The following is a 23,365-nucleotide window of genomic DNA, read 5'->3' on the forward strand; positions in this document are numbered from 1 at the left end:
TCTAAACTGTTCTATGAAACGAAAAACTTTCTTTACGCTCATTATAATAGCGTTTGTACTTTCATTTTTCGTAACCCCGGTAGGCTATTGGGGGAAGATTTGGTTGATGCGTTTGTTTGCGTCTCCACCGGAAATTATTCATGTAACGGATCGAAAAGAAATCAATACCTACGATTGGAAGCTTAAAGATGCGAATTGGGACTTCTTTAATTTTCAACGGTCCAAGGGCAAGGTGGTGTTCGTTCATTTTTGGGCTTCTTGGAATACCCCAAGTGCAGCGGAACTGAAAGGGATACAAACATTGTACGATGCCTATTCCGATAAGGTCGATTTTTATATCGTGACCAATGAAGAGCGCGAACCTGTGGAGGAGTTTATGGGGAAGAATAAATACACTTTTCCCGTAACCTACCGTATCGTAGGGGCCGATGCGCCCTTTGAGATACCTAAGGTGCAAGGTACGTATATCATTGATAAAAACGGCGCTATTGTAGTAGATTCCAAAGGAACGCATGACTGGGATAGCGATAGGGTAACCCAACTGTTGGAATCTCTTTTTTAGTACTGCGTGAAGCCTTATTTAAAATACAGTGTTATAGGTATACTGCTGATTGCAGTATGTTTAATTATGTTTACATCCCTTGGACCTCGATTGAGGGCTATTGGGGGAAGGCTTATTTCCTATACTTCCATAAAACTTAAAACCGAGAAGACCCTTCCCGAAGAAACCTACGAGTGGGTGGTAACCGATTTAAAAGGGAATCCTCATGTCTTTAAGGAGGAGAAAGGAAAAGTGATTTTCTTAAACCTATGGGCCACGTGGTGCAAACCGTGCCTAGAGGAAATGCCCGATATTAAATCGCTTTATAAAGACTATGGTGATAGGGTCGATTTTATATTGGTGAGCGAGGAAGAGCCCGACAGGGTCAGGAGTTTCGAGTTAAAGAAAGGATATGGCTTGCCTTTTTACCTAGCGGAAAGCCCAATACCTGAAATATTTGCTTCAAAAACGATTCCCACTACCTATATTTTGAGCCGGCAAGGTAAGATTGTCAAGGCCGAAAACGGCGTGGTCGATTGGAACGGTGCGGAAATCAGAAAACTCCTGGACCAACTTATAGCCGAGTAGGGCTTAAGAATTTTTCTTAAAATATTTAAAGGGTACAACGAGCATACCAAAGCATTCCCCATCACCTTTCCCTAAATGCTTGTGGTGCATTTTGTGGGCCCTTCTAACGCCCCTTGCATACCAGTGGTTGGCATTCCTGAACATTTTAAACCGTTGGTGGATAAAGATGTCGTGCACTAAAAAGTAGGCTATGCCGTAAGCTAGAATGCCAAAACCCAGGGGCCATCCGTACCAAAAGGAAGTTTGGGCTCCCAAGTAAAAGAGAACCATGCTTACAATGGCGTAGAAAACAAAGAAAGTATCGTTTCTTTCGAACCACGAGTCATGGTCTTTTTTGTGGTGGTCTTGGTGTAGGCTCCATAGAAAACCGTGCATGATGTATTTATGGGTAAACCAGGCCATGAATTCCATAAAGGAAAAAGTTCCTAAAAATAGGGCTATCCAGATTACTGTTTTCATGTTATACCAAATTCAATTTGTAGTTTACGTAAGATTTGGCCAAAAGACCAAATTTTTCATAGTTGGGCACCCGTATACGCACTTTTCTGATTTCGAGCGAAGGAGTGCGTTGCAGTTTTTTCAATAGTTTATAGTAGTACTTGTATGCGGTATACACGCCGAACTTGGCCTCGTTCGGCAATTGAAGTATGCCCTTGTAGGCCAACTGAAAATCGGCTTTTATTTCATTTACGATCCTTGTTTTGGAGGCTTCGTCCAACATGGCCAGATCGGTATTGGGGAAGTAACTCCGGTTGAGGTCTTCGAAATCGCTTTTCAGGTCGCGTAGGAAGTTTACTTTTTGGAAAGCGGACCCCAATGCCATTGCGGTTTCCTTTAAGCTATTATACTTGTCTATATCGCCTTTTACGAATACCTTCAAGCACATAAGGCCCACTACATCCGCAGAACCGTAAATGTATTCCCTGTACTCTTCATCGGTTCTGTACACGTTCTTGTAAAGGTCCATTCGCATACTTTTCATAAAGGCGGCCACCAGTTCGTATGGTATCTCGTACTTATGATATGTATGTTGAAACGAATTGAGAATGGGGTTGAGGCTGATACGTTGCTCTAAGGCATCTTTCATGCTTGCTTCGAACTGGTTGAAGAGCTTTTCCTTGTCGTATAGGTCAAAAGAGTCGACGATTTCATCGGCAAAGCGAACAAAGCCGTAAATATTGTAGATATCAGATCTTATCGATGATGATAACATTTTTGTGGCCAATGTAAACGATGTGCTGTACGATTCCGTAACCGTTTTGCTGCACTGATAAGAGACTTTATCGAATAGGGCTTTCATAATCTTGGCTTTTAGGCGTTCTTATTGATCAATTGGGAGACGAGCTTTCCCGAAATTAAAGCCGGGGGAACCCCAGGACCTGGGACGGTCAACTGGCCGGTAAAGTATAGATTCTTGACCTTTTTGCTCTTTAAGCGAGGCCTGAGAAAAGCGGTTTGACTCAGGGTATTGGCCATTCCGTAAGCGTTTCCTTTGTAAGAATTGTATTGCTCCACAAAGTCGTTTACACAAAAGGACTCTTTAAAGATAATATTATTTTTTACGTCTTGGCCGGTACGTTCCTTAAATCTATCTATAACAATATCAAAGTATTGTGATCGAAGTTGGGGCGTTTCGGTCAAACCTGGGGCGATGGGAATTAGAAAAAAACCGGTTTCACAATTTTCCGGGGCCATGCTCCCATCCGTAACCGACGGAAAGTTGGCATAGAACAAGGGGTCTTTTGGCCAATGTGGACGGTCGTAGATTTCTTCGGCATGCCGTTCAAAATCGGTATCGAAGAACAGATTATGGTGTTCTATATTTTTAAGCTTTTTATCAAAACCTACGTAAAACAACAATGATGAGGGGGCAAAGGTCTTCTTGTCCCAATACTTTTCGGAGTACTGCCTGTATTCCGGCTCGAGTAGGGTTTCGGAGTGGTGGTAATCGGCGCCGCTGAGCACAATGTCGCCGGCGATATCTTTTCCGTTGATGTTTACACCAATGGTCGTATGGCCTTCTACGTTTATCTTTAGGGCCGTTGCCCCTGTATTTATGGTAACGCCTAGCTCCTCTGCCAAATTTTTCATGGCCTTTACAATTTCGTACATTCCGCCTTTTGGGTGCCATGTACCCAAACCAAAATCGGCGTAGTTCATAAAATTATAGAACGATGGGGTCTGCTTGGGTTTTGCCCCTAGGAACAAAACGGGAAACTCTAAGGTAGAGATCAGCTTCTTGTTTTTGAACTTTTTTCGGACTTCCCCACTGATCGTCTTAAAAAATTGATCGACCCGCAATGCCGTTTCAGGGGTCACGAGCTCTAGGGGCGATAGCCCTGGGCGGAGCACCACTTTGTTAATGGCGATATCGTAGTTCTTTTGGGCCTTGGCGATAAAGGTTTTTAAATGCTTGGCGCTTCCGGGCTCTATACGTTCAAACTCGGAGCAGATCTTGTCCATACAGTCACCTATGGTAATCTGGTCGTCTTCAAAGAAAATTTTATAGGCCGGGCTCAATTTGTCCAACTGATAGTAATCTGAAACCTTCTTTCCAAAGTCGCCAAAGAATTTGTCGAAAATATCGGGCATCCAATACCAACTTGGGCCCATGTCAAAGGTGAATCCGTTTTTTACTAGTTGACGCGCCCTTCCACCGACCATATCGTTTTTTTCATATACGGCTACATCATGCCCCATCTGTGCCAAATAGCAAGCCGCCGATAGGGATGAAAAACCTGAGCCGATTATGATGATTGTTTTCTTCATGGGGGAATGGCGAATGGCCGCTAATTTTATAACTGTTCTATTACCTTGTCGATAGAGCTGAACAACTTGATGCACGAAGGTAATTGGCGAGGGTCCAAATATTGGGTTTGGTAGCCTAATAACCAAAGTTTGGCCTGGGGGTAATCGCTGGCAAGGGAGGCAAATTCCGCTACGTATTGTTCAATTTTATCCTTTGTTGGCGATACGGTAAAGTATGATATGAAATGGGCACCTTCAAAGGTCTTCATCAGCTCCTGTAAGTTCTTTAAAGGAACCGTCTGGCCTAGATAAATGGATTTATAGCCTTTTGAAACTATTTCATAGTTCAAAAATAGAAGTCCTATTTCATGGATTTCGTTTTCGGGCAAATAGGGCACGATCACGGGCGTCTGGGTCACCGTTTGTACCTGGGCCATTTCCTCCGTCTTGAGAATTATCTTTTGTTTGATGAGGTTGGCCACAAAATGTTCGTGGGCGGGACTAATAGTGTCGGTCTGCCATAGAATGCCCAATTCATTGAGCAAGGGGACAAAGGTTTCCCTAAAAATTTCGCTAAACGTATACTTTTCAAGCAAGCTGTTGTAGGTCTGGGTGAAAAGGGCCTGGTCGAAATTTATCATAGCCAGTTTAAAGGCGTTGGCTACGTAGTCTTCGGTATGGTTCTTTGATGTGATATCGCTTACCAGTTGAGGGATCCTCCCTTCCTCAAAATGCGCGATCTTTGATATTTTATAGCCATTGTTGTAGAGCAGGGTAATGTTCAGTAGCTTTTGCAGGCTTTCTAAACTATACCTTCTGATATTGGTGTCGGTACGTTCTGGCGATAACAGGTTATATCTTTTTTCCCAAATACGGATGGTGTGGGCCTTTATGCCCGAGAGGTTTTCTAAATCGCGAATGCTAAATGATTTTTTTATATTGTTCATTCTTTTTTGATAAACATTAAACAAATCTAATGAATTTTATTGAGCCTATAGGGCGCAAAGGTGCTCATTTACTAAAAAAAGTAACAGGATAAAGGAATAAGACAAGTTAAGTATAAAAAAAAACCATCAACAAGAAATGTCGATGGTTTTTCAAGGTGCGCACGAGAAGACTCGAACTTCCACGGCCTAATGGCCACCAGCCCCTCAAGCTGGCGCGTCTACCAATTCCGCCACGTGCGCAATTTAAATTTTAGAAAGGCCGATAAGTGCCGGTCTGTTCGAAAATCAGAATGCAAATATCTGCAAAATATATAATCTATTCAAAGAAGTTTTGAAATTAGCGCATTATGGTGGGGTAATTTGCTGTTACATACAATGTTGCACCGTACTTTTGATGGTTTTTTTAGAGCCTGAACGGGGTTTTCGACTACTGGTCCTAGCTTGGGAAGAAGGGCCATACGGTCAAAAACGCCGTGTTTTGCTAAAATACTCGTCATACTTTAATAACCATTCGTCTACAGTTAAGCGTCATTCGTCTACGCTCGGTCATTATTTGAAGTTTAAAGATGAAAATTTGTAGTTCACTTAAATTATAGAGCTATGGATATTTTACTGATTGAAGATGATGCCATTGAAGTAATGAAATTACAACGTACGGTCAAAAAGCTTGAACTTAAACACAATATCATCGAAACCAAAAACGGCGAAGATGCGCTTGAGATATTACGATCTGGAGATAAATTACCCGATATTATACTTTTAGATTTGAATATGCCTCGAATGAACGGGATAGAATTCCTGACTATTTTAAAAGCGGATCCCGTTCTTAAATACTTGCCGACGGTAATTCTTACGACTTCTGAAAATAGGGCCGATTTGTTAGAATGTTATAAGGTAGGTGTCGCCGGATACGTGATAAAACCCCTAAAATATGAGGAGTACCAATCGAAATTACATAAGGTATTGGACTACTGGGACATCAATCAACTGGTCAAAGGGTAACAAATATTAAGCTTTCACAACAAAAATTCTTTAACGGATACTACTTTTCCTACTTTTATTGAGTAAATTTAAAGGTATGAAAGGTATAGTCTTTACAGAGTTCCTAGAAATGGTCGAATCTAAATTCGGCCTAGAGACTCTTGATAATATAATTGAAAATGGTCATTTGCCTTCGGAAGGTGTTTATACCTCTGTGGGGACTTATGATTTCAATGAGATGGTAACTCTTATTACCAACCTCAGCGAAGAGACGAAAATTCCCGTCGGCGATCTGATTTATGCATTTGGACTTTACCTTTTTTCAGGGCTGGCCAATTCGCATCCTGAAGTAATCAAAAACTACAACACCCCCTTGGGGCTTCTTTACTGTATAGAAGACCATATACACGTACATGTAAAAAAGCTTTATCCCGACGCCGAACTTCCCACCTTTAAAATCCTTGATAAAACCGACGATAAAATATCAATGGTATATTCTTCGTCGAGGGGACTGTATCGTTTGGCGCACGGTTTAATTGAAAAGGCTTTTGAACATTTTGGAAGTACGGCCACTATTACCTACGACCTGTTAAAGGAAGACGGAACCGAGGTCAAATTTGATATTGTTCAAAATGGATAGTAGTAAAGAAGTAGAACTTCTCAAAAGGGCCCTAGAGCGGCAAAAGAAAGCCCGACAGCAGGCCGAAAAAATCCTTGAACAAAAATCAACGGACCTTTATGAAACCGCCCAACGGTTAAAGGAAGCCAATGGCAAGCTCGAGAACCTCTTGAGTGAAAAGGTATCTGAGTTAGATGGTGTCTTCGTGAATATCATAGATCCCTATGTGGTTATGGATCTCGAGGCCAACGTTATTAAAATGAATACTTCTGCCAAAGAATTTTTAGGGTATGACAATACCAAGGAAGAAGTCAACCTGAACAGTCTTGTACATAAAGATTATATACAATACACGGCAGAATCGTTTAAATATCTATTGGAAATCGGCACCCTTAAAAACTATCGTTCCAAAATTTACGTCAAGAACGGCGATGAAAAATGGATCGAGATTAACAGCAGCCTAATCTACAATACAAAACAAGAACCTGTAGGCGCCCAAGGAATCATAAGGGATATTACCAAAGAAATGGAAATCAAGGAGCTTTTGGGGCAACAAAGGAAGCAGCTCGACATCATAGTCGAGAATTCGCCTTTGGGCATAGCCTTGAGCGTTGAGGGAAAGATCATAAAGTCGAACAATACTTTTACCGAGCTTTTGGGGTATACCGAAGGAGAGCTTAAAAGCATGGAACTCGATACATTTTCTAAAGATGTCGAAGGAATGTATTCCAAGGAAATTGCCTCGCAAATGGAGAAAGGTAAAATCGACAAGGCCACCACTATAAAAAGATACATGAAAAAGGGTGGAGGGTGTATCTTAGGAAAGACCTCGGTCAGTGCGGTAAGGGATGACAAAGGAAAGCTCAAGTATATTTTGGCAATGATCGAAGATATCACTAGGGAACGTGAAGCCGAAGAACGCTTGAACAGCGAACGAAAAAAGTATGCCAATATCATCGCCAATATGAACCTTGGCCTGGTAGAAGTAGACAATAATGACATCATACAATTGGTGAACCAAAGCTTCTGTACCATGAGCGGGTTTCACGAAAAAGAGCTTTTGGGCAAAAAAGGAAGTGAGGTACTGCGTGTACAGAATAAAAACGTTCTTGAGGCCGAAAACGAAAAGCGCGTTATGGGCGAATCCGATTCGTATGAGCTGGAGGTCATTGATAAAAACGGACAAAAGAGGCATTGGTTGGTCAGCGGGGCACCACGTTATGACCACAACAACGAGATCATAGGTTCGGTAGGCGTACATTTAGATATAACCAAGCAAAAACTGTTAGAGCACCAGAAAGAACAACTGGTAAAGGAACTTGAGCTGAGCAACCAAGGTTTACAGGAATACGCGCATATAGTTTCACACGATTTAAAATCACCCTTACGGAGTATAAGTGCCTTGGCTACTTGGATCCAAGAAGACTATAAAGACGTTCTCGATGAGGCAGGGCAACAGAACCTGACCCTAATGCAAGAGAAAGTAGCATCAATGGATAAATTGATACACGGTATTCTCGAGTATTCTACGGCAAATAACTCTGCGCTCGACAACTCCAAGGTAGACCTGAACGAGGTTATCGAAAGTATAAAGGAAAGTATCTATATACCCGAACATGTTGCCCTTGTTGTTCCCGAAGTACTACCTACCATTATTGCAGACCGTACCAAAATCCACCAATTGTTCCAAAATATTCTTTCCAATGCCGTAGTGCATATTGAAAAGGAAAAAGGACTGGTGGAAGTATTGTTCAAGGAAAATGAAAGCCACTGGCAGTTTTCCGTAAAAGATAATGGCGTGGGCATCCCTAAGGAATACCACAAGAAAATATTTGAAATTTTCCAATCTATAGGTGCCAATGAACGATCAACGGGCATCGGACTATCCATCGTGAAAAAAATCATCGATCGCTATGAAGGTGAAGTCTGGGTAGAAAGCGAAAAAGGTATGGGTACCGAATTTCACTTTACCATTAAAAAGGAATTAACCGACTTAAAAAGCTAACATGAAAATACAACAGGCCGTTAAAGAGGGAAATCGCCCTTTCGAGTTGCGATTAGGAAAAGACCACCAATTGAAAAATCCTTTGGTATTGGTCTTCGGTAATCGCTACGCTCTTGAAAATGAGGCTATGCTAGAGGAGGTACGGACGCTTTTTCCAGAAGGACATATTGTTTTTGGGAGTACGGCAGGTGAAATTGTAGGTGAATCGGTTTTGGAAGGTACGGTAACATTGACGGCCATCGCGTTTGAAAAAAGTCATTTTTTGATCAAATCGAAGAATGTAAAGGATATTACCGACGATTATACACTGGGAAAATCACTATTTGATGAATTTCCCAAGGAAGGGTTAAGACATGTGTTCTTGGTTTCTGAAGGCAGTACGGTAAACGGTAGTGCCCTTATCAATGGATTTCAAAGGGATGTTTTGAACAAAACCAGCCTCTCGGGAGGTTTATGTGGTGATGATGACCGCTTCGAAAGAACTTTGGCCTCTTACAATGAAAAACCAAAAGAGGGAGAAATAGTAGCTATTGGTTTTTATGGGGAATCGCTTGAAATCTCAAGTGCCAATTATGGCGGATGGACACCCTTTGGCCCGGAGCGTATTATTACCAAATCTAAAAACAACCTACTCTATGAGTTGGACGGTCAGCCGGCCCTAGACCTGTATAAAAGATATTTGGGTGATAAGGCAAAAGAATTGCCGACATCGGCGCTGCTCTTTCCTTTGAGTGTAAGGGTCGATGAAAGTGATAATCCCATTGTACGTACCATTTTGACCATAGACGAAGAAATGAATACCATGACCTTGGCCGGCGATGTTCCCGAAGGATCAAGGGTCCAGTTGATGATGTCTACGGTCGACGATATAGCCGAAGCGGCAAATATAGCCGCCCAATATGCTATGAACGACAGAAAAACGGCTCCTGAGCTGGCTATTCTTGTCAGCTGTGTCGGTAGGAAGTTGGTCATGGACCAAAGAACGGAAGAGGAAGTCGAAGAGGTGATTTCGGTCATTGGCGACAAAGCCGCCGTTACCGGGTTCTATTCCTATGGCGAGATGGCTCCCTTTGCAGGGGAAGAGTCGTGCAAACTACATAATCAGACCATGACCCTAACCTTGTTCAGCGAATAATGCACTCACTCCTACAAAGACAACTAAGAAAAAATTTGCCAGAGCATCTTGCAAAAGACGCCCAGTTGCAAGATTTTCTCGCTGCCGTAGAGAGGTCATATGAAAATTATGACGAAAAGTTGAGTATGATACAAAGGGCGACCACCATCAGCTCGGAAGAATTGTTCGAAGCAAATAGGGAATTGACCAAGGAAGCGGCCCGGCAACAAAAAATCTTGGAATCGCTTGAAAGTGCCATAGCAAGCCTTAACGTCCATTTTGAAGATGAAGAACAGGCCTTAGGGGGGCGAAAAACGGAATTCGATGCCGAGAAACTGGCCAAACATATTAGCCATCTTGCTATACAGGTGGCTCAAATCACCGAAGAAAAAACCCTTTTGCTCAATGATGTAGAGGCTCAGAACGAATCGCTCAATAATTATGTTCAAATGGTTTCCCATGATCTTAAATCACCTATACGTAACGTCAGTGCCCTGTTGAGTTGGGTGACTGATACCGATAAGGAAAACCTAAGCCAAGAAAGTATCGGTAATATAGAGCTTGCATCGAAGAATTTGACCAAAATGGATAATTTGATCAACGGTATTCTGACGCATGCCACCATCGGTAAAAATATGGAATCGAAGAGCAATGTTGATGTCAATGAGTTATTAAGGGAGGTTGAAAGTAATATATCGATACCAGAAAACGTTAGTCTTAGGTATAAACGTAATTTTCCTACGATATATATAGAGAAAAACCTATTGGAGAAGGTTTTTACCTATCTGATAGAAAATGCAATTGCGGCCACGGAACATCGCGACAGAGGATTGGTGGAGATCGATTTTTTAGATAATGACGCGTATTATGAATTTGCGATCGCCGATAACGGAATAGGAATTCCCGAGAAGCACCAGTCGTCTATATTCGAGATGTTTAAGAAGCTTGATAACAACGATAATTCGGCAGGGGTCGGTCTGGCATTGGCCAAAAAAATAGTAAAACTCTATGAAGGTGAGATTGTTGTGGAATCAAAAGAAGGTATGGGAACAACCTTTTCCTTTACCCTAAAAAAGCAGTAATATGGAACAGCCAAACCTAAAGTATATAAAAGAATTGTCGGGTGACGATGTAGAATTTGAAGAGAAATTTATATCCATCCTAAAAGATGAGTTTCCAGTGGAAGTAGCCACTTATAGAGATCATATAGATAGCAAGGAAACAAACAAGGCCGCCGATATCGTTCACAAGTTGAAACATAAGTTCAATATCCTTAGTATGGAGGAAGCCTATCGCTTCGCCGTAGTTTTTGAAGAGCAATTACGTAGTGGAAAGACCGAAATGGATTCAGATTTTAATTGTACTTTAGGGAAAATAGATGACTTTTTAAAAACGCTTTAAACATGGATTGCATTATCATAGACGATGAAGCAACAGCACGGGCAATAGTGGCGCGCCATTGTTCGCTGGTTTCAGATCTAAATGTCGTTGAAGAATTTGATAATGCCATCGATGCCATAAAATTCTTGAACCGTCAAGAGGTCGATGTTATTTTCTTGGATATACATATGCCCGGTTTCTCGGGAGTCGATTTCGTTCAGACCTTAAAGAATCCCCCTAAAATAGTCCTGATTACTTCAGATACCGAATTTGCTATCGAAGCCTATGAATATGAGGCCATAGTCGATTACTTGGTAAAACCCCTTACCCTTGAACGCTTCGTGAAATCTATGGGCAAGATTAAAAATGCCACCCGTAAAACGACAGATAGGCCAGATCAGGGTTCTGAGGAAAAAAAACATACGCATCTAGATAAGGCTGAAGACTTGTACATCAATATCGATAAACGCTTGATAAAACTTCACTTTAACGAGATATTGGTCATCAGGGCCAATGGTGACTATATTGATGTAACTACAGAAAACAAAGAATACCGCGTACATACTACCTTAAAAAAAATCAAGGAGAAACTCCCCGATCAGATCTTTCTGCAAATTCATAGATCCTATGTTATCAATATCTCGAAAATCATCGATATTGAAGACAACAGTGTGTTGATAAAGAAGATGGTGATTCCCATTAGTCGATCAAATCGTCCCGAACTTATGCGACGATTGAACTTGGTTTAAGGCTTTTCTACAATTTTGTGCCGTTCATCTATAGGTTCCCGTCACTCATCGTAAGGGCTTTCTTATTTAGAAAGAACTGATGTAAATTTGTAGGGAACATTAAAGCCATCTACCTATGAAAGCAAATCTCTTATACATCTTAAGCAACAAAGGGGCTGCTATACGTTTGATAGGTGTGCTTACATCGGTTATCATCGGCATTGTATTGGCCGTGATGAGTATCTGGGGCTAGTAAGAATATACTTAGTAAGCATAATCGATTTTATCGTAAGCCTTCCAAAAAAAAGAACCATAGTCGGGGCGAAAGCCCTTTGAAGCCTTCCCATATGAATTTTGGGTTTATGGGAATGTGTTTTTTGTCTCAAGACAATCTTAGCGGATTGTCTTTTTTTGTTATTGGGCAAGGCGTTTGTAGAACAAGGGCTTCTTGGTAATAAGCCATTTTAGCTTTAATCCGATTTCGGTAAACTCAAACCCAGCCGCGGTAGCCGATGCGATGTTACTGTACTTTCCGTATAAATTACCGCTAAAACGCTTTGAAAATTTATGTGTTATACCCGCTTCGGCCCTAAATATTACGGTGTTGGGATCTTCTTCTACCTGCTGTAGGCCCGTTGCCGCACTGATCATATACTGGGTGTTCTTGGCTATATCGCCCCGTAGATCGGCAAATACCTCTACCGCTTGGTATTTTTCGGGACTAAAATAAATGGTAGGCAATTGTTCCGCAAAAGAGAGGTACTGGTAGTTTAGCCCGACCTTAAGGGCGGGTTTGCGCATCACGTTATAGTACAGTGAGGTGAACAAGAGGTTGCGGGTGTTATTGTCACTTTGTGTGGTGTGTATAGCTTGGGTATACCAGCCCAGGTTAAAGTTGGTACCCAGGTTGTAGTTGAGGCCCAGATGGTTCATGATGATTTCACGTTCGATCAGATCGGCGTTAAAGTTTTGGATCTCGCGCTTATACCCCAGTTCAAGGTTTTGTAGCTTGAAAGGTTGTAATAAGAGCTTTACATCGATTACGGGTTGGGTGTAGTCCTCCGAGCCAAAGCTGGACTTGTTCAGGCCTGCAATGGCCTTAAAAGTGGTTTTCGGGAGGAATTTGTAATCGAAACCGGCGGAAAGTACATGTGAACTTGCTTTGTTGTCGGTTATTGTATTTTCCGTAGTCCTGTAATTATAGGATAGGTTGGTGCTAAACTTGGTTGATAAGGGAACGGTGGCCGTAGTATTGGTAGATATGGCAACGTTCTTACCATTGTCAAAAGTATAGGCCAAGTGTTCGTCTATGGTAGGGGTAAAGCTTACGTTTAACTTGTCGATAAAACCAATGGCATCTTTTTGGTCCTTGAAAATCTTTAAGGTTCCAAAGGCCGCTTGGTATGCGGGAACAATGCGGTCGGCAGCGAAAAGCGCATTGGCCTTCCCTAGGTTGCCATCAAAGGAAGCACTGTCATTTTTTAAAATGGCATCGTAATTGGCGACACTCTTTTTCGGTGAACCGGTGTAGAGGCCGTGCATGGCCTTGAGTGCGTATAACCAGTTCTTATCGGCATACTTGGTTTCCAAAGCCGCGATTTCGGTTTGGGCCAGATTGTATTTTCGGTTCCATATCAGGGCTTGAACATAGCGGTCGTAGGTCTTTTCCATTAAGGTTTCATCGCCCAATGTCTCGGCTTTTTCCTTTGCCGTTGTGGCAACTACCAAGGCCTGTTTGTCGTTCTCGCCTATATGCTCGGCAAGGGCAATGCCGTTAAGCGCCGTAATCGAGTCTTTTGATGAGGTGGCAAGGCGTTGGTAGGTGGCTTTGGCCTGATCCACTTCCTTGGTGATCAAATAGAGGTTGGCCAAATTGAGCAAAGCGTCTTTGTCTTCGGGAAAATCGATAAAAATTTCCTTTAATAGGCTTTCTCCCTTCTTGTAGTTTTGAGCGTTGACATAGGCATTGGCATACCCTAAACGCATATATTTTCGCGACGTTTTAGCACTGGGGTTACCAGGCTGTATCACTAGGGCCTTTTCTACCCATTCCAGGGCTTCTTTATATTTCTTTAGGTTACTCAGCGTATTGGCATACCCTAGTACGGCCCCAAAATTTTCTGGGTACGCTTTTACGAGTTCGGCATAAAGGGGTTCGGCCTTTTCGAATTTTTTATCCCAGAGAAATGATTCGTTGTAATTTATCTGTATTTCAAAATCACCGGGGTATTCTTTTAAGAGGTCGGCGAACAGTTCTGTGGCCTTTTCGGGTTCGCCACTTAGGCCTACGGCACGACCATAACAGATCAATGCGGTTTTGTTCTTCGGGTCATCGGAAAGATAACCTTCAAAGAAAGTCTCTGCTTGCTCAAAACTGCCGTTTTCCAACAAGGTGAAACCCGGTTGAAGCGGATTTTGGGCCATTCCGTAAAAAGAAAGGAACAGGAATAAACAGAGCGTATTTAGTTTTAACATTAAAGTAAGTTTTTTACCACAAGGGTATAACGGTTATAAATTTTATTTATTGGTGCTTTTATCATAAATGTTGCGATAGGTGTATTAAGTCGTTTGAAATGATAAAAGTGTCTCATTTTTAAGTGTTTAGTTAGTGTGTTTGCCGTCTTGTTCCTTTTGGGAAAACCTAATTTTGTTAGGTGGGAATCCTTAAAAAAAAGTCCATGGATCGCACGGGCGTTTACTCGAAAAGTAAAAGCGAAATAATGCTTCGTTATTCGAGCCTCGTGTTTATAAAGATGTCATACACCGGTTTTTTCCTTCCTTGTGAATCGAGTAGGCCAAAATGGCGTTGCTGTACTTTTCGCCAAGGCAGGCGGCCTACTACTGAAGTGGGAATGTTCTTGAAATCGTAGAGTGTCCATATCATATGCGATAGGTGTTCTGCTTCCACGACCTTCTGAATGGTTTCTATATAGGCTTTTTGCTTTTCGTCTGAACCGGAAAACGCGTTCCAGATACCATCGTAGGAGGAGTATCCGTATTCTTGTAGCAACAGTGGTTTATCGGTGACCTTGTTTTTTAGAATAGTAAAGGCAGCTTCAAATTCCGAAGCACCACGGTAATAGTGAAACGAGACGAGGTCAAGTTCGTCCTTAAGGTGAACGGCGGCTTCAGGACTTGCCCATCCTATGGTAATGGCCCGTTTAGGGTCTATTGAGCGAATACGTGCTACGGTCTGTTCCAACCAGGCCAGCACCCGCTCTTTGCCCCGCGATTCAAAATCAAGGTCGGGTTCGTTCTTGACGTCCCAGGCAATAATGGCCTTGTGGTCTTTTAGGGATTCTACCACCTGCTCCACATGACGGTTGGTCATCGTCCAATCGTTAATGCTATAATTCCCATAAAAATCAAAGAGGGTAGGCATGATGTCCAATCCGCTTTTTTCGGCTATATCAAGGGTCAGTTTTACTTTTTCTATTTTTTCTTGATCTACATGTTCTTTCCCGAAAGATTCATACGGAATGAAAATACGTAGACTATTGATGCCCATGTTGGCCATAAGCTTAAAGTCATGTTCAATGATTGAGATGTCGAATTTATCCCCGAACATATCCCACGGGGTATTTTGCGGATAGTAGTTAATTCCCTTAAAATGAAAATTTTTGAGATTTTGCACCCTCGAGACGGTCGGTTCTTCTGTCTTTGGCAAGGTGTTTTCCACCAAATGGCGAACCCTCCAAAAGCCATCTTCCAAAAGCAGCATTACCTTGTAATCGGACAGTAGTTTTCGTTTGGCTACCAAGGTTTCGTTATGGTAGACTTCTTCATAGGCCGATACGTTCTTATCGGTGAAGACCACAAGCTTACCGTCGGTACTGTAAAATTCCAATTTGGGGTGATGTTCAAGTGTAGTGGTCTGTAGGCTAACCTTATTTTTTAGGTTGAGCTCGGTAAATTTAAAAAGTTCGGTACGCATACTATCGGTGTAGTAGTCGGCCACACCATAGGGAACGTTGTTGGCATAAGCGGCGTTACGCACCTGCCAGGCACTTAGGTAATCGCGTTCTATTTCGCCCAAGGTCTGTGTTTCCATAGGGCGACCTTCGTTTTGGGCGATTTCCCATTGCACTTTGGGTAGGTAGGAGGCCGATATTTCTTCGTGTAAGTGTAGCATCGATGTACGGTCGGCACCGGTGTTCAAATAAGACAATGCACTAGTGACCCCGAATAGGATGAGGGCGTTAAGGGCCAAAAATGTGACCAGTAGGAAAATACGATATAGGTTTCGGTTCATTTTCATTGTAAGACTACTGATTTTGTTTTGGTTATACCCGCTGTTTTGATCAGCAATAGATAAGTGTCGTTCGGATAGAAATCCCGAGATAGTTCAAATTGACCTTCGCCTTCCATCGATGAGGTTCTGAGTACGTCTAAAATGTTGCCCTTCTTGTCTTTAACGGTCAACGAAATGGGCATGCCGTCAGGTACCAATTGGTTCATAAAACTTTTTAGCGGCCCCACGGAGACGCTTCTATGGTCTTCAGAGAATCCCAGGTTGTAATCGGTCACCGAAGCCTTGAAATCAACTTTTATGGGCTTGCTTTTGGCCGCACCCGTTACAAAGGCTTCTATAGACCATGAGGCTTGGTGTTCTGGGTGTAAAAGCTGCGCTTGGGCCGTGCCGTTTAGTGTGGTGCCCAAGGCTTTTAGTTTTACCCCTTGGTCATCGGTAATGATAAAGGTTACCATGGTACCATCGCTTACCCTATTTCCGTAAGCGTCCTTAAGAATACTAGTTTTAAAGGTGATGACTTGGTTGCCATCGGCGTATTCGTGGTTTCGCTCATAAGAAGTAGTGAAATCTATGGGGTTTGCAGGGTATACGATAGTGGTGAATTCTTTGGAGTCGGTTTCGTTGCAAGCTGCGGAAATCAGCATACGTCCCGATTTTGTCGGAGGCCGTACCTTTGACCATGCCATGAGGTTCTTGGTGAATAATTCGCTTTCGGATTGACGATCTTGAAATTGGATTTTGCTAAAAACCGATGCACCATCGTTTAGCGGATTGTCATAAATGTCGGTCGGAACCATAACGAACATGGCGTAATCCTTAGGGCCTGCAGTAAGGCTTCTTGGGCCTAAGTACGATTCTAAGAACGTGCCTTTTTTAGGGTTGATATGGATGTTGACCGTGCCGTTCATTTTTTCTTCGGAATCGGAGAACAACGACCAATAACAGGGCCCCGATTTTTCATGGAAGTTCTTGGGAATATCGAATTGAAGGATGCCGTCGTTATAGGAAGGGCTAAGGACGGTGGTGCCAATGGCATTTCTGATCGTTAGAATAGCATTTGATTTCCCGGAAGCTTTAAAGTCTAGCGAGAAGGCTTCCCCCGCAGTAAAAATTTGTTTTTCGGTGAGCAGCTCAAAGCTGGCATTCGACTTTTCTTTTTTTTCGGGATGTTTGGAACATCCGAAGAAAAGCATCGAAATAAGAACGCAGATATGTAGAAGATGCCTTGTCATTTCGGATTGCCTATATAACTGTTCAATTCAAATTTTAAGAACTCAAATCCGTCTCCCGAATAGGGTTGCAGTTGGTCTTGACCATGGGATATGTTCCTGTCGGGAAATACTTTTTTTCCGATGTCGGAATTGGGGCTGCCGTTTACGAAGCAATTTTCAAGACTGCTGTTTATGATTTTAATATCCGATAAACGGGCTACTTTGTATTCGAAGAAGCGTTTCCTTTGAATGCGCACCCCGTCGGTCAAGAATTTATGTTCGACCCAAATGAGCTCTTGGTCGGTATCGTAGTATGAAATTAAAAGCTGGGGAATGGTCACTTCCTGAATGCCCGAATTAAAAAGGGTGCCACTTATTTTATCATCTTCAAAAATCAGTTCTTGCAAGCTTACTTGTTTGTATAGATCGGTGTTGGCCACATTTCCCGCGCATTGCAGGTTGAACTTTGTGGGTTGCTCATCGAAGGTCATTGGGGTAAACTGGTCTGGATCAAAAGTAGGGGGCAAGGTGTCTTTGGTAGATGACCAGGCAATACCTTCAAAGTCTATTCTAAAGGTAGTGGTCTCCTTGGGCATCAATTTATGCTTGGCTACATCTTTCGCGTTATAGGTGGCCAGTTCTTTGTTCTGGTCATTATAGAGTGTGCCCTTAATTACCACATCCGCTGGAACATGGTCTACATTTTGAAGCTCCCCGATAATGCTGTAACTCCCTTGGTATTGTACAAGCCGGGCCTTTAGCACCTCAAGAACAGGTTGTTTTAGAACGTCTTCATGATGGGTCTGCTGGGTGGTGATCTTTCGTCGACCGTGATTGAAAAAAGTGGTGTTGTTCGAAGTGAACAATTGGTCGGGCGGTAGGTCGTTGTCTAGGGACGAAGGCTCGATATACCATTTCCCCTTCTTTTTGATAAGGCTGTGGTAGTAGTCTTTGTGAATGCTCTCAAGGGGGGTGATCCATCTGGTGGCCGCCTTTACCCGGGCACTGGTGTCATTTTGCCGTAAAAATTCGATGCCTAAAGAATCGAGCTTGGCGTAGGAACTGAGAATACCATCGGTGACGGAAACCTCAAGCATATACTGGGCAATGGTTTTGTCGCTATCGGGATTCAAAAATGAATAGGCCTTGTTGAATTCCTTGAAGTCAAGAGCGTCATAGTAGGCTTCGACTACGTTCGAGGGGGCTATCTGATCTACGTTTTTGATATAGAAAATATAAGTGCCATAGCCTAATATGATCAATAGTATAAAGGCCCAGATATGATTGATGATAATCAATCGTTTTGGGAAGTTGTTATGGTCTATGGCGTATTTTACGAACTCGCCCTGTGGTAGGGGCTTTAGTTTTAATGCCCTGACCCATATCCACTGAATATTTATGACAAAGGCCAGTAAGACCGTAAGAATGGGAATGATGCCCCACATGAGCTTTAGGGCCACATGTACGTCTTCTTTAGGCATAATGGTGGGGAATGGCGGTACGTTCAGTTTTTCCCAAACCATAATACCGTTTTCCAATTGCTGTAGGCGTTGCCATCCGCAAAAGTAGAGAATGGGGTCGTAGAATTTGTCGTTTGAGAATATGTATTTCAGATTGTATTTTTCGGGTACGGTCAAGAATTGCTGTAAAGAGCCGATGCCCTCAACTCCCCTAAATTTTGAATTTTCAAGGCGTTCAATGGCCCTGGTCGTCAGTTCGGGCAACCGACGTGCGGAGTGGTAATTGCCATCTACCGTCATGGCTTGGGTCTGCGCCGAAAGCCATGCCATTTGATCGCCGAAGCCCAAAGGTAGGTAGCGCCAGTGGTCGTGCGAATCTTGGCTTAAAAAATTGACAATGGGCTGCATCTTTATTTTCTGCGGTTGAGATGGCCTAAAATAGCCTAGGCTCATGGTAAAGATGACCATGAAAAGCATACCGCCTACAATAAGACCTCCCAAAATACGATGGTAAACACGGCCCCAATTTTCCTGAATACGCTCTTTTAGGTCACCTTCTACCATCCGGTAGGCGAACTCGCCAAAAAGCGGTAGTGCCATAATGGTAGCCCAGAGCGTAAAGCGGTCCAAGGTTAATATGTTAAAAGCCGTTTCGCCGAGCAGCTTCAGGGGCAGGGGGGTGGTGCCTCCGGTTCCCAAAAGGGTCAGCATTGAGAACGATAAACCGAAAAAGATATAGCGTCGGCTATAATAACGGTAAAAAAGAAAGGGTAGGATAAACGTTAGAATCCCCCATGGAATAACGAAGAATACGAGTCCCGATGAGGTTACCTCAAGAAAATTGTCCCTTGAGCCATGCGGAATGGGGACTTGGGTAATGGGGTTTTTCTTTGAATTGATCCAGTAGGGCAGAATACAGGTAACGATAAGGAACAAAGAGGAAAAACCGAAAATAACGATACGCCAGAACAGCTTTTTAAATTGTTTGAAAAAGACCCCGAAACGTACTTCCGTAAAACTGTTCACCTGGTCTCTGGCCGAGTCCATCACCGCCATTCCCAGTAAGGGAAAGATAAAGAAAATCATACCGAAAATGGGCGTCACATGATGTGAGGTTACTGTTACGGCAATCAATGAAAGACTGGTAGCCAGGTATCTTGATTTTCCGGTTTTTACCCAGAGGTATATTTCGGGCAGGGAATGTAAAAGTACCGATAGTCCTATGATACTGGGCAATTGCCCGAAAATATGAAGGGTTTCTACAAAAGTGGAAGAAAAGACGGCCAACAGGGCGGTATACCCGGCTATTTTCCGGTCTCCGGTCATTAATAGACCAAAACGATAGGCCCCCGTTATAAACAGGACAATGCCGATTATCGCCACGCTGAACATTCCAAACTTGAGTCCTCCTATATGGGAGAGAATGCCGATGGATTGATGTACCAATGGGGGATAGGCCTGCACGGTAAATCCAGTGTACCATCGATAGTCCCACGGCTCAAACCAACTATTGGCATAATGGTCCGCAAAAAACAGATGGATCAGGGCATCATAAGTTGTCTCAAGAGTGAAGAAAATGCTAGACCCGTGAAAGGCAATACCTATGACCAGTGCTAAGATCAATAATACATTGGTACGTTGCATTGAGGTTATTTGTCAGAAAATATAACATTGTAAAGGTATTAATATTGTATTTCATCGATGGTATTGCTTATCTATGGCAATACGCCATTCGTCTACAGTTAAGTGTAAATCAGCAATTTCGAGTCTGAAAAGGCGCTGATGGGAGGGTAAATTTGTCAATGCGTACTAGCAAACGGCCTGTCAGAATCCAACGATGTAAAGTAGGTGAGTTTTAGATGATGGTCGTGAAGCGTTTCTTCCATAACATTGGAGGAAGATGTGGAATAGACGCCCTAAGACGCGGTGAAAGCATGGAGGAGAGGGCAAATCAAGAAATGTTTTATTGATTTTGTCTATGAAACGCAAAATAATTCTATGAAATGCTACATTTTGTCGATTATAAGTTAAATCTTACAATATTTCTACGAAATGACGTTTACGTACTATGCTTAGATTAACCGAAATAGGGCTATCTAATTATTTGAAAAACAGAGTGTTCATCTGACGTAAAAGAAATCGGTCATGTGGAAAAGTAGAAATATAAGGGGTAAGACCTAGTATACAACCTAATAATAGAATCATGACCGCCATCAAATTAATGTTGAAGAAAGTGTCCCAAGAACAGTTGTTCATGGGGAGCGTACTTTTGGTAAACGGTGGCAACTACCTATACAATTTATTATTGGGGCGCCTATTGGGCCCTGCCGCTTTTTCGGAAGCAGCACTTTTGGTAACCTTATTATTGGTCTTGTCCTTTATGGGAATGACCTTTCAGCTGGCTACCGCAAAATTTGCGGTTATTTTTTCGGGCCGTGAATGGGATGTGTTCAAAAACATCAGTTACCGTCAGGCTAGTATAGTAGGTCTGGTCATAGGAATTCTCATTCTTGCTTTTTCAAAACAACTGCAATCGCTTTTCAATACCAATAGCCATTGGATGTTTGTCATCTTCGGCCTAGGTATACCTATTTACTTTTTTATGAGTGTTAATAGGGGGGCTTATCAAGGTAGACAAGAGTTTGCCAAATTGTCCATCACCTATCAGACCGAAATGTGGAGCCGATTGCTATTAACCATGATCTTGCTCTTTTGGTTAGATATTGAGCCTGGAACATTGGTAGCCTTGGGTATCTTTTTGTCTTTTCTGTTCGGGCTTTTTCCTTCCGATAGTACGTCCATATCCTTTAAGGAATCTAGAAAGTTGAGTCCAGATAATGCAAAGCGGGTCTCACAGTTTATCTGGTTGACCGCTTGTTACGAGTTTACCCAGATCATAATAAACAATAGTGACGTATTGTTGGTGAAGCATTACTTCGAACCTGTGGAGGCGGGGCTATATGCTTCATTGGCCCTAATAGGTAGGGTAGTGTATTTTGTGGCATGGATGTTCGTGATGTTACTGTTGCCCGTAGTGGTACAAAAACAAAAAGATGGACAACCAACGGCCCCGATTTTATTTAAATATGTATCGTATATAGGACTGTTGTCGGCCGGTATCGTGGTGGTCTGTTACTTTTTTCCGGAATTGATCATAACCCTTATGTTCGGGGATTCCTATATCGCTATGTCTAGCTTGTTATGGCAGTACGCCCTGGCCACATCACTGTTTGCCATATCGAATATTTTCGCCTATTACTTTTTGTCCCTAGACCACTATGTACCCGTAATCCTTTCAGGGGTATTGGGGCTTTCACAGATTTTATTGGTAGTGCTTTATCATGAGAGTCTTGATCGTGTGGTACATATGCAGCTTATTGCCATGTCGGTACTATTGTTGGTTCAGTTGCTGTATTTCGCCCATAAGGAATTAGGCCGAAACGGCACACCCGAAAAAGCTAGGGAAAAATAAATTATGAAAACAAAACATAGGGAGGGGAGCTCCCTATATGAAATCGCCATGAATTTTAAGTCTATACTATGAAATTAGCCATTGTAACCGCATATCCCCCCAGTAAAGTAACCTTGACCGAATACGGGTATTATCTTGTAAAACACTTTAGGTTGCAAGAAGAGGTCACCGAAATTATTTTAATGACCGATAGAACCGAGGGTCCAAAAGACCTTTCCTTTGAGGGCGAGGGTTGTAAGATTACGGTTGCCGAGTGCTGGGATTTTAATAGTTATACCAATTTATGGCGGGTCAACAAGGCCATCAAGACCCATAGTCCCGATGCCGTACTTTTTAACCTACAGTTTTTGAAGTTCGGGGACAAAAAGATACCGGCAGCCTTAGGGTTGATGTTGCCTTATATGAGCAAGTTAAAAGGTATCCCGACTATTTCCTTGCTGCACAATATCTTGGAACAAGTAGATTTGGATAGTGCGGGCTTTACCAAAAGCAAGTTGCTTCAGAAGATATACGGTTTTATCGGTACTACTTTGACGAAGTTCGTTTTGGCTTCCGATATATTGGCGGTGACCATCAGCAAATATGTGACTATTCTAGAAGAAAAATACAAGGCCAAGAATATTGCCTTGATCCCCCATGGGTCTTTCGAAACCCCACCGGAACCTGATTTTAGCTTGCCCCCTGGGCCCAAGCAGGTAATGGCTTTTGGCAAGTTCGGTACCTATAAGAAGGTCGAGGTGCTTATTGAGGCCATAGAGGTCATTCGAAATAGGAGCAATGAAGATATTGAAATTGTAATCGCCGGAACGGATAGTCCGAATACGCCGGGGTATCTAAAAAAAATGGAGGAAGTCTACAGTCATGTCCCTCAAATACGCTTTACAGGCTATGTGGCCGAAGAAGATGTACCGGTTATTTTTGGCGAAAGCGCCGTTGTGGTCTTTCCTTATACCTCTACCACTGGTAGTTCGGGCGTATTGCACCAAGCCGGAAGTTATGGTAAAGCCGTGGCCTTACCTGATCTGGGCGATTTGAGCGTATTGGTTCAGGAAGAGGGGTATAGAGGGGAATTCTTTTTACCGGAAAACAAAGTGTCCCTAGCGGATGCAATAGAAAAAATACTCACCGATGAGGCCTACAGAACCGAACTGGCCCGGGCGAATTACGAAGCGGCATGCTCACTACCAATGAGTGCTATCGCTAAAATGTATTTAGATTATTTCAAGGCCATTCAAGTACAAAAAACGAAAGGGCTGATAATCGATGTAAACGCCATCGGATTAACGCACGAAAAAACAAAAGCATAAACAAAAAACAGG

19 protein-coding genes and 1 tRNA gene are annotated in these 23,365 nt (G+C 42.6%); 11 read left to right on the plus strand and 9 right to left on the minus strand.

Translation table 11 applies throughout. The annotated features are described in order from the left end of the window. Positions 1–13: 13 nt before the first annotated feature. Entirely contained in the window at positions 14–562 is a 549-nt protein-coding gene (locus BW980_RS16160; RefSeq protein WP_076456190.1) for a TlpA family protein disulfide reductase, read from the plus strand. A 66-nt stretch (positions 563–628) separates the two neighbouring features. After that, positions 629–1,129 (plus strand): TlpA family protein disulfide reductase, encoded by a 501-nt coding sequence (locus BW980_RS16165; RefSeq protein WP_076456191.1) that lies wholly within the window; start codon positions 629–631, stop codon positions 1,127–1,129. Positions 1,130–1,132: 3 nt separating this feature from the next. Here the strand turns inward: BW980_RS16165 and BW980_RS16170 are convergent, their stop codons facing one another. The 5 genes from BW980_RS16170 to BW980_RS16190 form a co-directional block, all read right to left on the minus strand. Continuing rightward, complete coding sequence (locus BW980_RS16170; RefSeq protein WP_076456192.1) at positions 1,133–1,588, minus strand: sterol desaturase family protein; 456 nt, start codon at positions 1,586–1,588, stop codon at positions 1,133–1,135. A 1-nt stretch (position 1,589) separates the two neighbouring features. Continuing rightward, a complete protein-coding gene (locus BW980_RS16175) occupies positions 1,590–2,429 on the minus strand; it encodes a phytoene/squalene synthase family protein (RefSeq protein WP_076456193.1) in 840 nt (279 codons plus the stop codon). Positions 2,430–2,440: 11 nt separating this feature from the next. Further along, the gene (locus tag BW980_RS16180) at positions 2,441–3,898 is read right to left on the minus strand and encodes a phytoene desaturase family protein (protein ID WP_076456194.1); all 1,458 of its coding nucleotides are present in this window, start codon (positions 3,896–3,898) and stop codon (positions 2,441–2,443) included. 26 nt (positions 3,899–3,924) lie between these two features. Then, positions 3,925–4,824, minus strand: a complete 900-nt coding sequence (locus tag BW980_RS16185) for a MerR family transcriptional regulator (protein ID WP_076456195.1) — start codon at positions 4,822–4,824, stop codon at positions 3,925–3,927. Between the two features lie 156 nt (positions 4,825–4,980). Beyond that, positions 4,981–5,064, minus strand: a tRNA-Leu gene (locus BW980_RS16190). 360 nt (positions 5,065–5,424) lie between these two features. Here BW980_RS16190 and BW980_RS16195 point away from each other — a divergent pair. From BW980_RS16195 to BW980_RS16225, 7 genes are all read left to right on the plus strand, one after another. Continuing rightward, positions 5,425–5,826, plus strand: a complete 402-nt coding sequence (locus BW980_RS16195; protein ID WP_076456196.1) for a response regulator — start codon at positions 5,425–5,427, stop codon at positions 5,824–5,826. A 76-nt stretch (positions 5,827–5,902) separates the two neighbouring features. Beyond that, positions 5,903–6,445 carry a heme NO-binding domain-containing protein gene (locus BW980_RS16200; RefSeq protein ID WP_076456197.1) on the plus strand — a complete coding sequence of 181 codons (543 nt, stop codon included), beginning with the start codon at positions 5,903–5,905 and terminating at the stop codon, positions 6,443–6,445. Continuing rightward, positions 6,438–8,429 (plus strand): PAS domain-containing sensor histidine kinase, encoded by a 1,992-nt coding sequence (locus BW980_RS16205; protein ID WP_076456198.1) that lies wholly within the window; start codon positions 6,438–6,440, stop codon positions 8,427–8,429. The genes BW980_RS16200 and BW980_RS16205 overlap by 8 nt, the downstream gene beginning before the upstream one ends. A gap of 1 nt (position 8,430) precedes the next feature. Further along, complete coding sequence (locus BW980_RS16210; protein ID WP_076456199.1) at positions 8,431–9,564, plus strand: FIST signal transduction protein; 1,134 nt, start codon at positions 8,431–8,433, stop codon at positions 9,562–9,564. A 35-nt stretch (positions 9,565–9,599) separates the two neighbouring features. Continuing rightward, positions 9,600–10,625, plus strand: coding sequence for a sensor histidine kinase (locus BW980_RS16215; protein WP_245800073.1), 1,026 nt, complete (start codon positions 9,600–9,602; stop codon positions 10,623–10,625). A 1-nt stretch (position 10,626) separates the two neighbouring features. Then, on the plus strand, positions 10,627–10,944 hold the full coding sequence (locus BW980_RS16220; RefSeq protein WP_076456201.1) for a histidine kinase: 318 nt from the start codon (positions 10,627–10,629) through the stop codon (positions 10,942–10,944). A 2-nt stretch (positions 10,945–10,946) separates the two neighbouring features. Further along, a complete protein-coding gene (locus tag BW980_RS16225; protein WP_076456202.1) occupies positions 10,947–11,672 on the plus strand; it encodes a LytR/AlgR family response regulator transcription factor in 726 nt (241 codons plus the stop codon). A 393-nt stretch (positions 11,673–12,065) separates the two neighbouring features. Here BW980_RS16225 and BW980_RS16230 read toward each other — a convergent pair whose 3' ends face one another. The 4 genes from BW980_RS16230 to BW980_RS16245 all read right to left on the minus strand — a co-directional run bounded on the left by BW980_RS16230 (position 12,066) and on the right by BW980_RS16245 (position 20,218). Then, complete coding sequence (locus BW980_RS16230; protein WP_076456203.1) at positions 12,066–14,126, minus strand: tetratricopeptide repeat protein; 2,061 nt, start codon at positions 14,124–14,126, stop codon at positions 12,066–12,068. A gap of 253 nt (positions 14,127–14,379) precedes the next feature. Beyond that, complete coding sequence (locus BW980_RS16235) at positions 14,380–15,909, minus strand: glycoside hydrolase family 2 TIM barrel-domain containing protein (protein ID WP_076456204.1); 1,530 nt, start codon at positions 15,907–15,909, stop codon at positions 14,380–14,382. Continuing rightward, a complete protein-coding gene (locus BW980_RS16240; protein WP_139327707.1) occupies positions 15,906–17,135 on the minus strand; it encodes an Ig-like domain-containing protein in 1,230 nt (409 codons plus the stop codon). The genes BW980_RS16235 and BW980_RS16240 overlap by 4 nt, the downstream gene beginning before the upstream one ends. Then, entirely contained in the window at positions 17,132–20,218 is a 3,087-nt protein-coding gene (locus tag BW980_RS16245; protein WP_076456205.1) for a hypothetical protein, read from the minus strand. Before BW980_RS16245 ends, BW980_RS16240 begins: the two co-directional genes overlap by 4 nt. A gap of 559 nt (positions 20,219–20,777) precedes the next feature. Here BW980_RS16245 and BW980_RS16250 point away from each other — a divergent pair. After that, entirely contained in the window at positions 20,778–22,046 is a 1,269-nt protein-coding gene (locus BW980_RS16250) for an oligosaccharide flippase family protein (protein ID WP_076456206.1), read from the plus strand. A 68-nt stretch (positions 22,047–22,114) separates the two neighbouring features. Beyond that, complete coding sequence (locus BW980_RS16255) at positions 22,115–23,353, plus strand: glycosyltransferase (protein WP_076456207.1); 1,239 nt, start codon at positions 22,115–22,117, stop codon at positions 23,351–23,353. The last annotated feature ends 12 nt before the right edge of the window (positions 23,354–23,365 follow it).

Origin of the sequence: Zobellia uliginosa (genome assembly GCF_900156625.1) — a bacterium.
GTDB classification, from domain to species: domain Bacteria; phylum Bacteroidota; class Bacteroidia; order Flavobacteriales; family Flavobacteriaceae; genus Zobellia; species Zobellia uliginosa.

Excerpts from the sequence above, each read along its gene's own strand:
- BW980_RS16160 (WP_076456190.1), top strand. The coding sequence starts at position 14 with ATGAAACGAAAAACTTTCTTTACGCTCATTATAATAGCGTTTGTACTT.
- BW980_RS16195 (WP_076456196.1), top strand. The coding sequence starts at position 5,425 with ATGGATATTTTACTGATTGAAGATGATGCCATTGAAGTAATGAAATTA.
- BW980_RS16220 (WP_076456201.1), top strand. The coding sequence starts at position 10,627 with ATGGAACAGCCAAACCTAAAGTATATAAAAGAATTGTCGGGTGACGAT.
- BW980_RS16225 (WP_076456202.1), top strand. The coding sequence starts at position 10,947 with ATGGATTGCATTATCATAGACGATGAAGCAACAGCACGGGCAATAGTG.
- BW980_RS16165 (WP_076456191.1), top strand. The coding sequence starts at position 629 with ATGTTTACATCCCTTGGACCTCGATTGAGGGCTATTGGGGGAAGGCTT.
- BW980_RS16170 (WP_076456192.1), bottom strand. The coding sequence starts at position 1,588 with ATGAAAACAGTAATCTGGATAGCCCTATTTTTAGGAACTTTTTCCTTT.
- BW980_RS16255 (WP_076456207.1), top strand. The coding sequence starts at position 22,115 with ATGAAATTAGCCATTGTAACCGCATATCCCCCCAGTAAAGTAACCTTG.
- BW980_RS16200 (WP_076456197.1), top strand. The coding sequence starts at position 5,903 with ATGAAAGGTATAGTCTTTACAGAGTTCCTAGAAATGGTCGAATCTAAA.
- BW980_RS16185 (WP_076456195.1), bottom strand. The coding sequence starts at position 4,824 with ATGAACAATATAAAAAAATCATTTAGCATTCGCGATTTAGAAAACCTC.
- BW980_RS16180 (WP_076456194.1), bottom strand. The coding sequence starts at position 3,898 with ATGAAGAAAACAATCATCATAATCGGCTCAGGTTTTTCATCCCTATCG.
- BW980_RS16250 (WP_076456206.1), top strand. The coding sequence starts at position 20,778 with ATGACCGCCATCAAATTAATGTTGAAGAAAGTGTCCCAAGAACAGTTG.
- BW980_RS16175 (WP_076456193.1), bottom strand. The coding sequence starts at position 2,429 with ATGAAAGCCCTATTCGATAAAGTCTCTTATCAGTGCAGCAAAACGGTT.
- BW980_RS16240 (WP_139327707.1), bottom strand. The coding sequence starts at position 17,135 with ATGACAAGGCATCTTCTACATATCTGCGTTCTTATTTCGATGCTTTTC.
- BW980_RS16235 (WP_076456204.1), bottom strand. The coding sequence starts at position 15,909 with ATGAAAATGAACCGAAACCTATATCGTATTTTCCTACTGGTCACATTT.
- BW980_RS16245 (WP_076456205.1), bottom strand. The coding sequence starts at position 20,218 with ATGCAACGTACCAATGTATTATTGATCTTAGCACTGGTCATAGGTATT.
- BW980_RS16205 (WP_076456198.1), top strand. The coding sequence starts at position 6,438 with ATGGATAGTAGTAAAGAAGTAGAACTTCTCAAAAGGGCCCTAGAGCGG.
- BW980_RS16230 (WP_076456203.1), bottom strand. The coding sequence starts at position 14,126 with ATGTTAAAACTAAATACGCTCTGTTTATTCCTGTTCCTTTCTTTTTAC.
- BW980_RS16210 (WP_076456199.1), top strand. The coding sequence starts at position 8,431 with ATGAAAATACAACAGGCCGTTAAAGAGGGAAATCGCCCTTTCGAGTTG.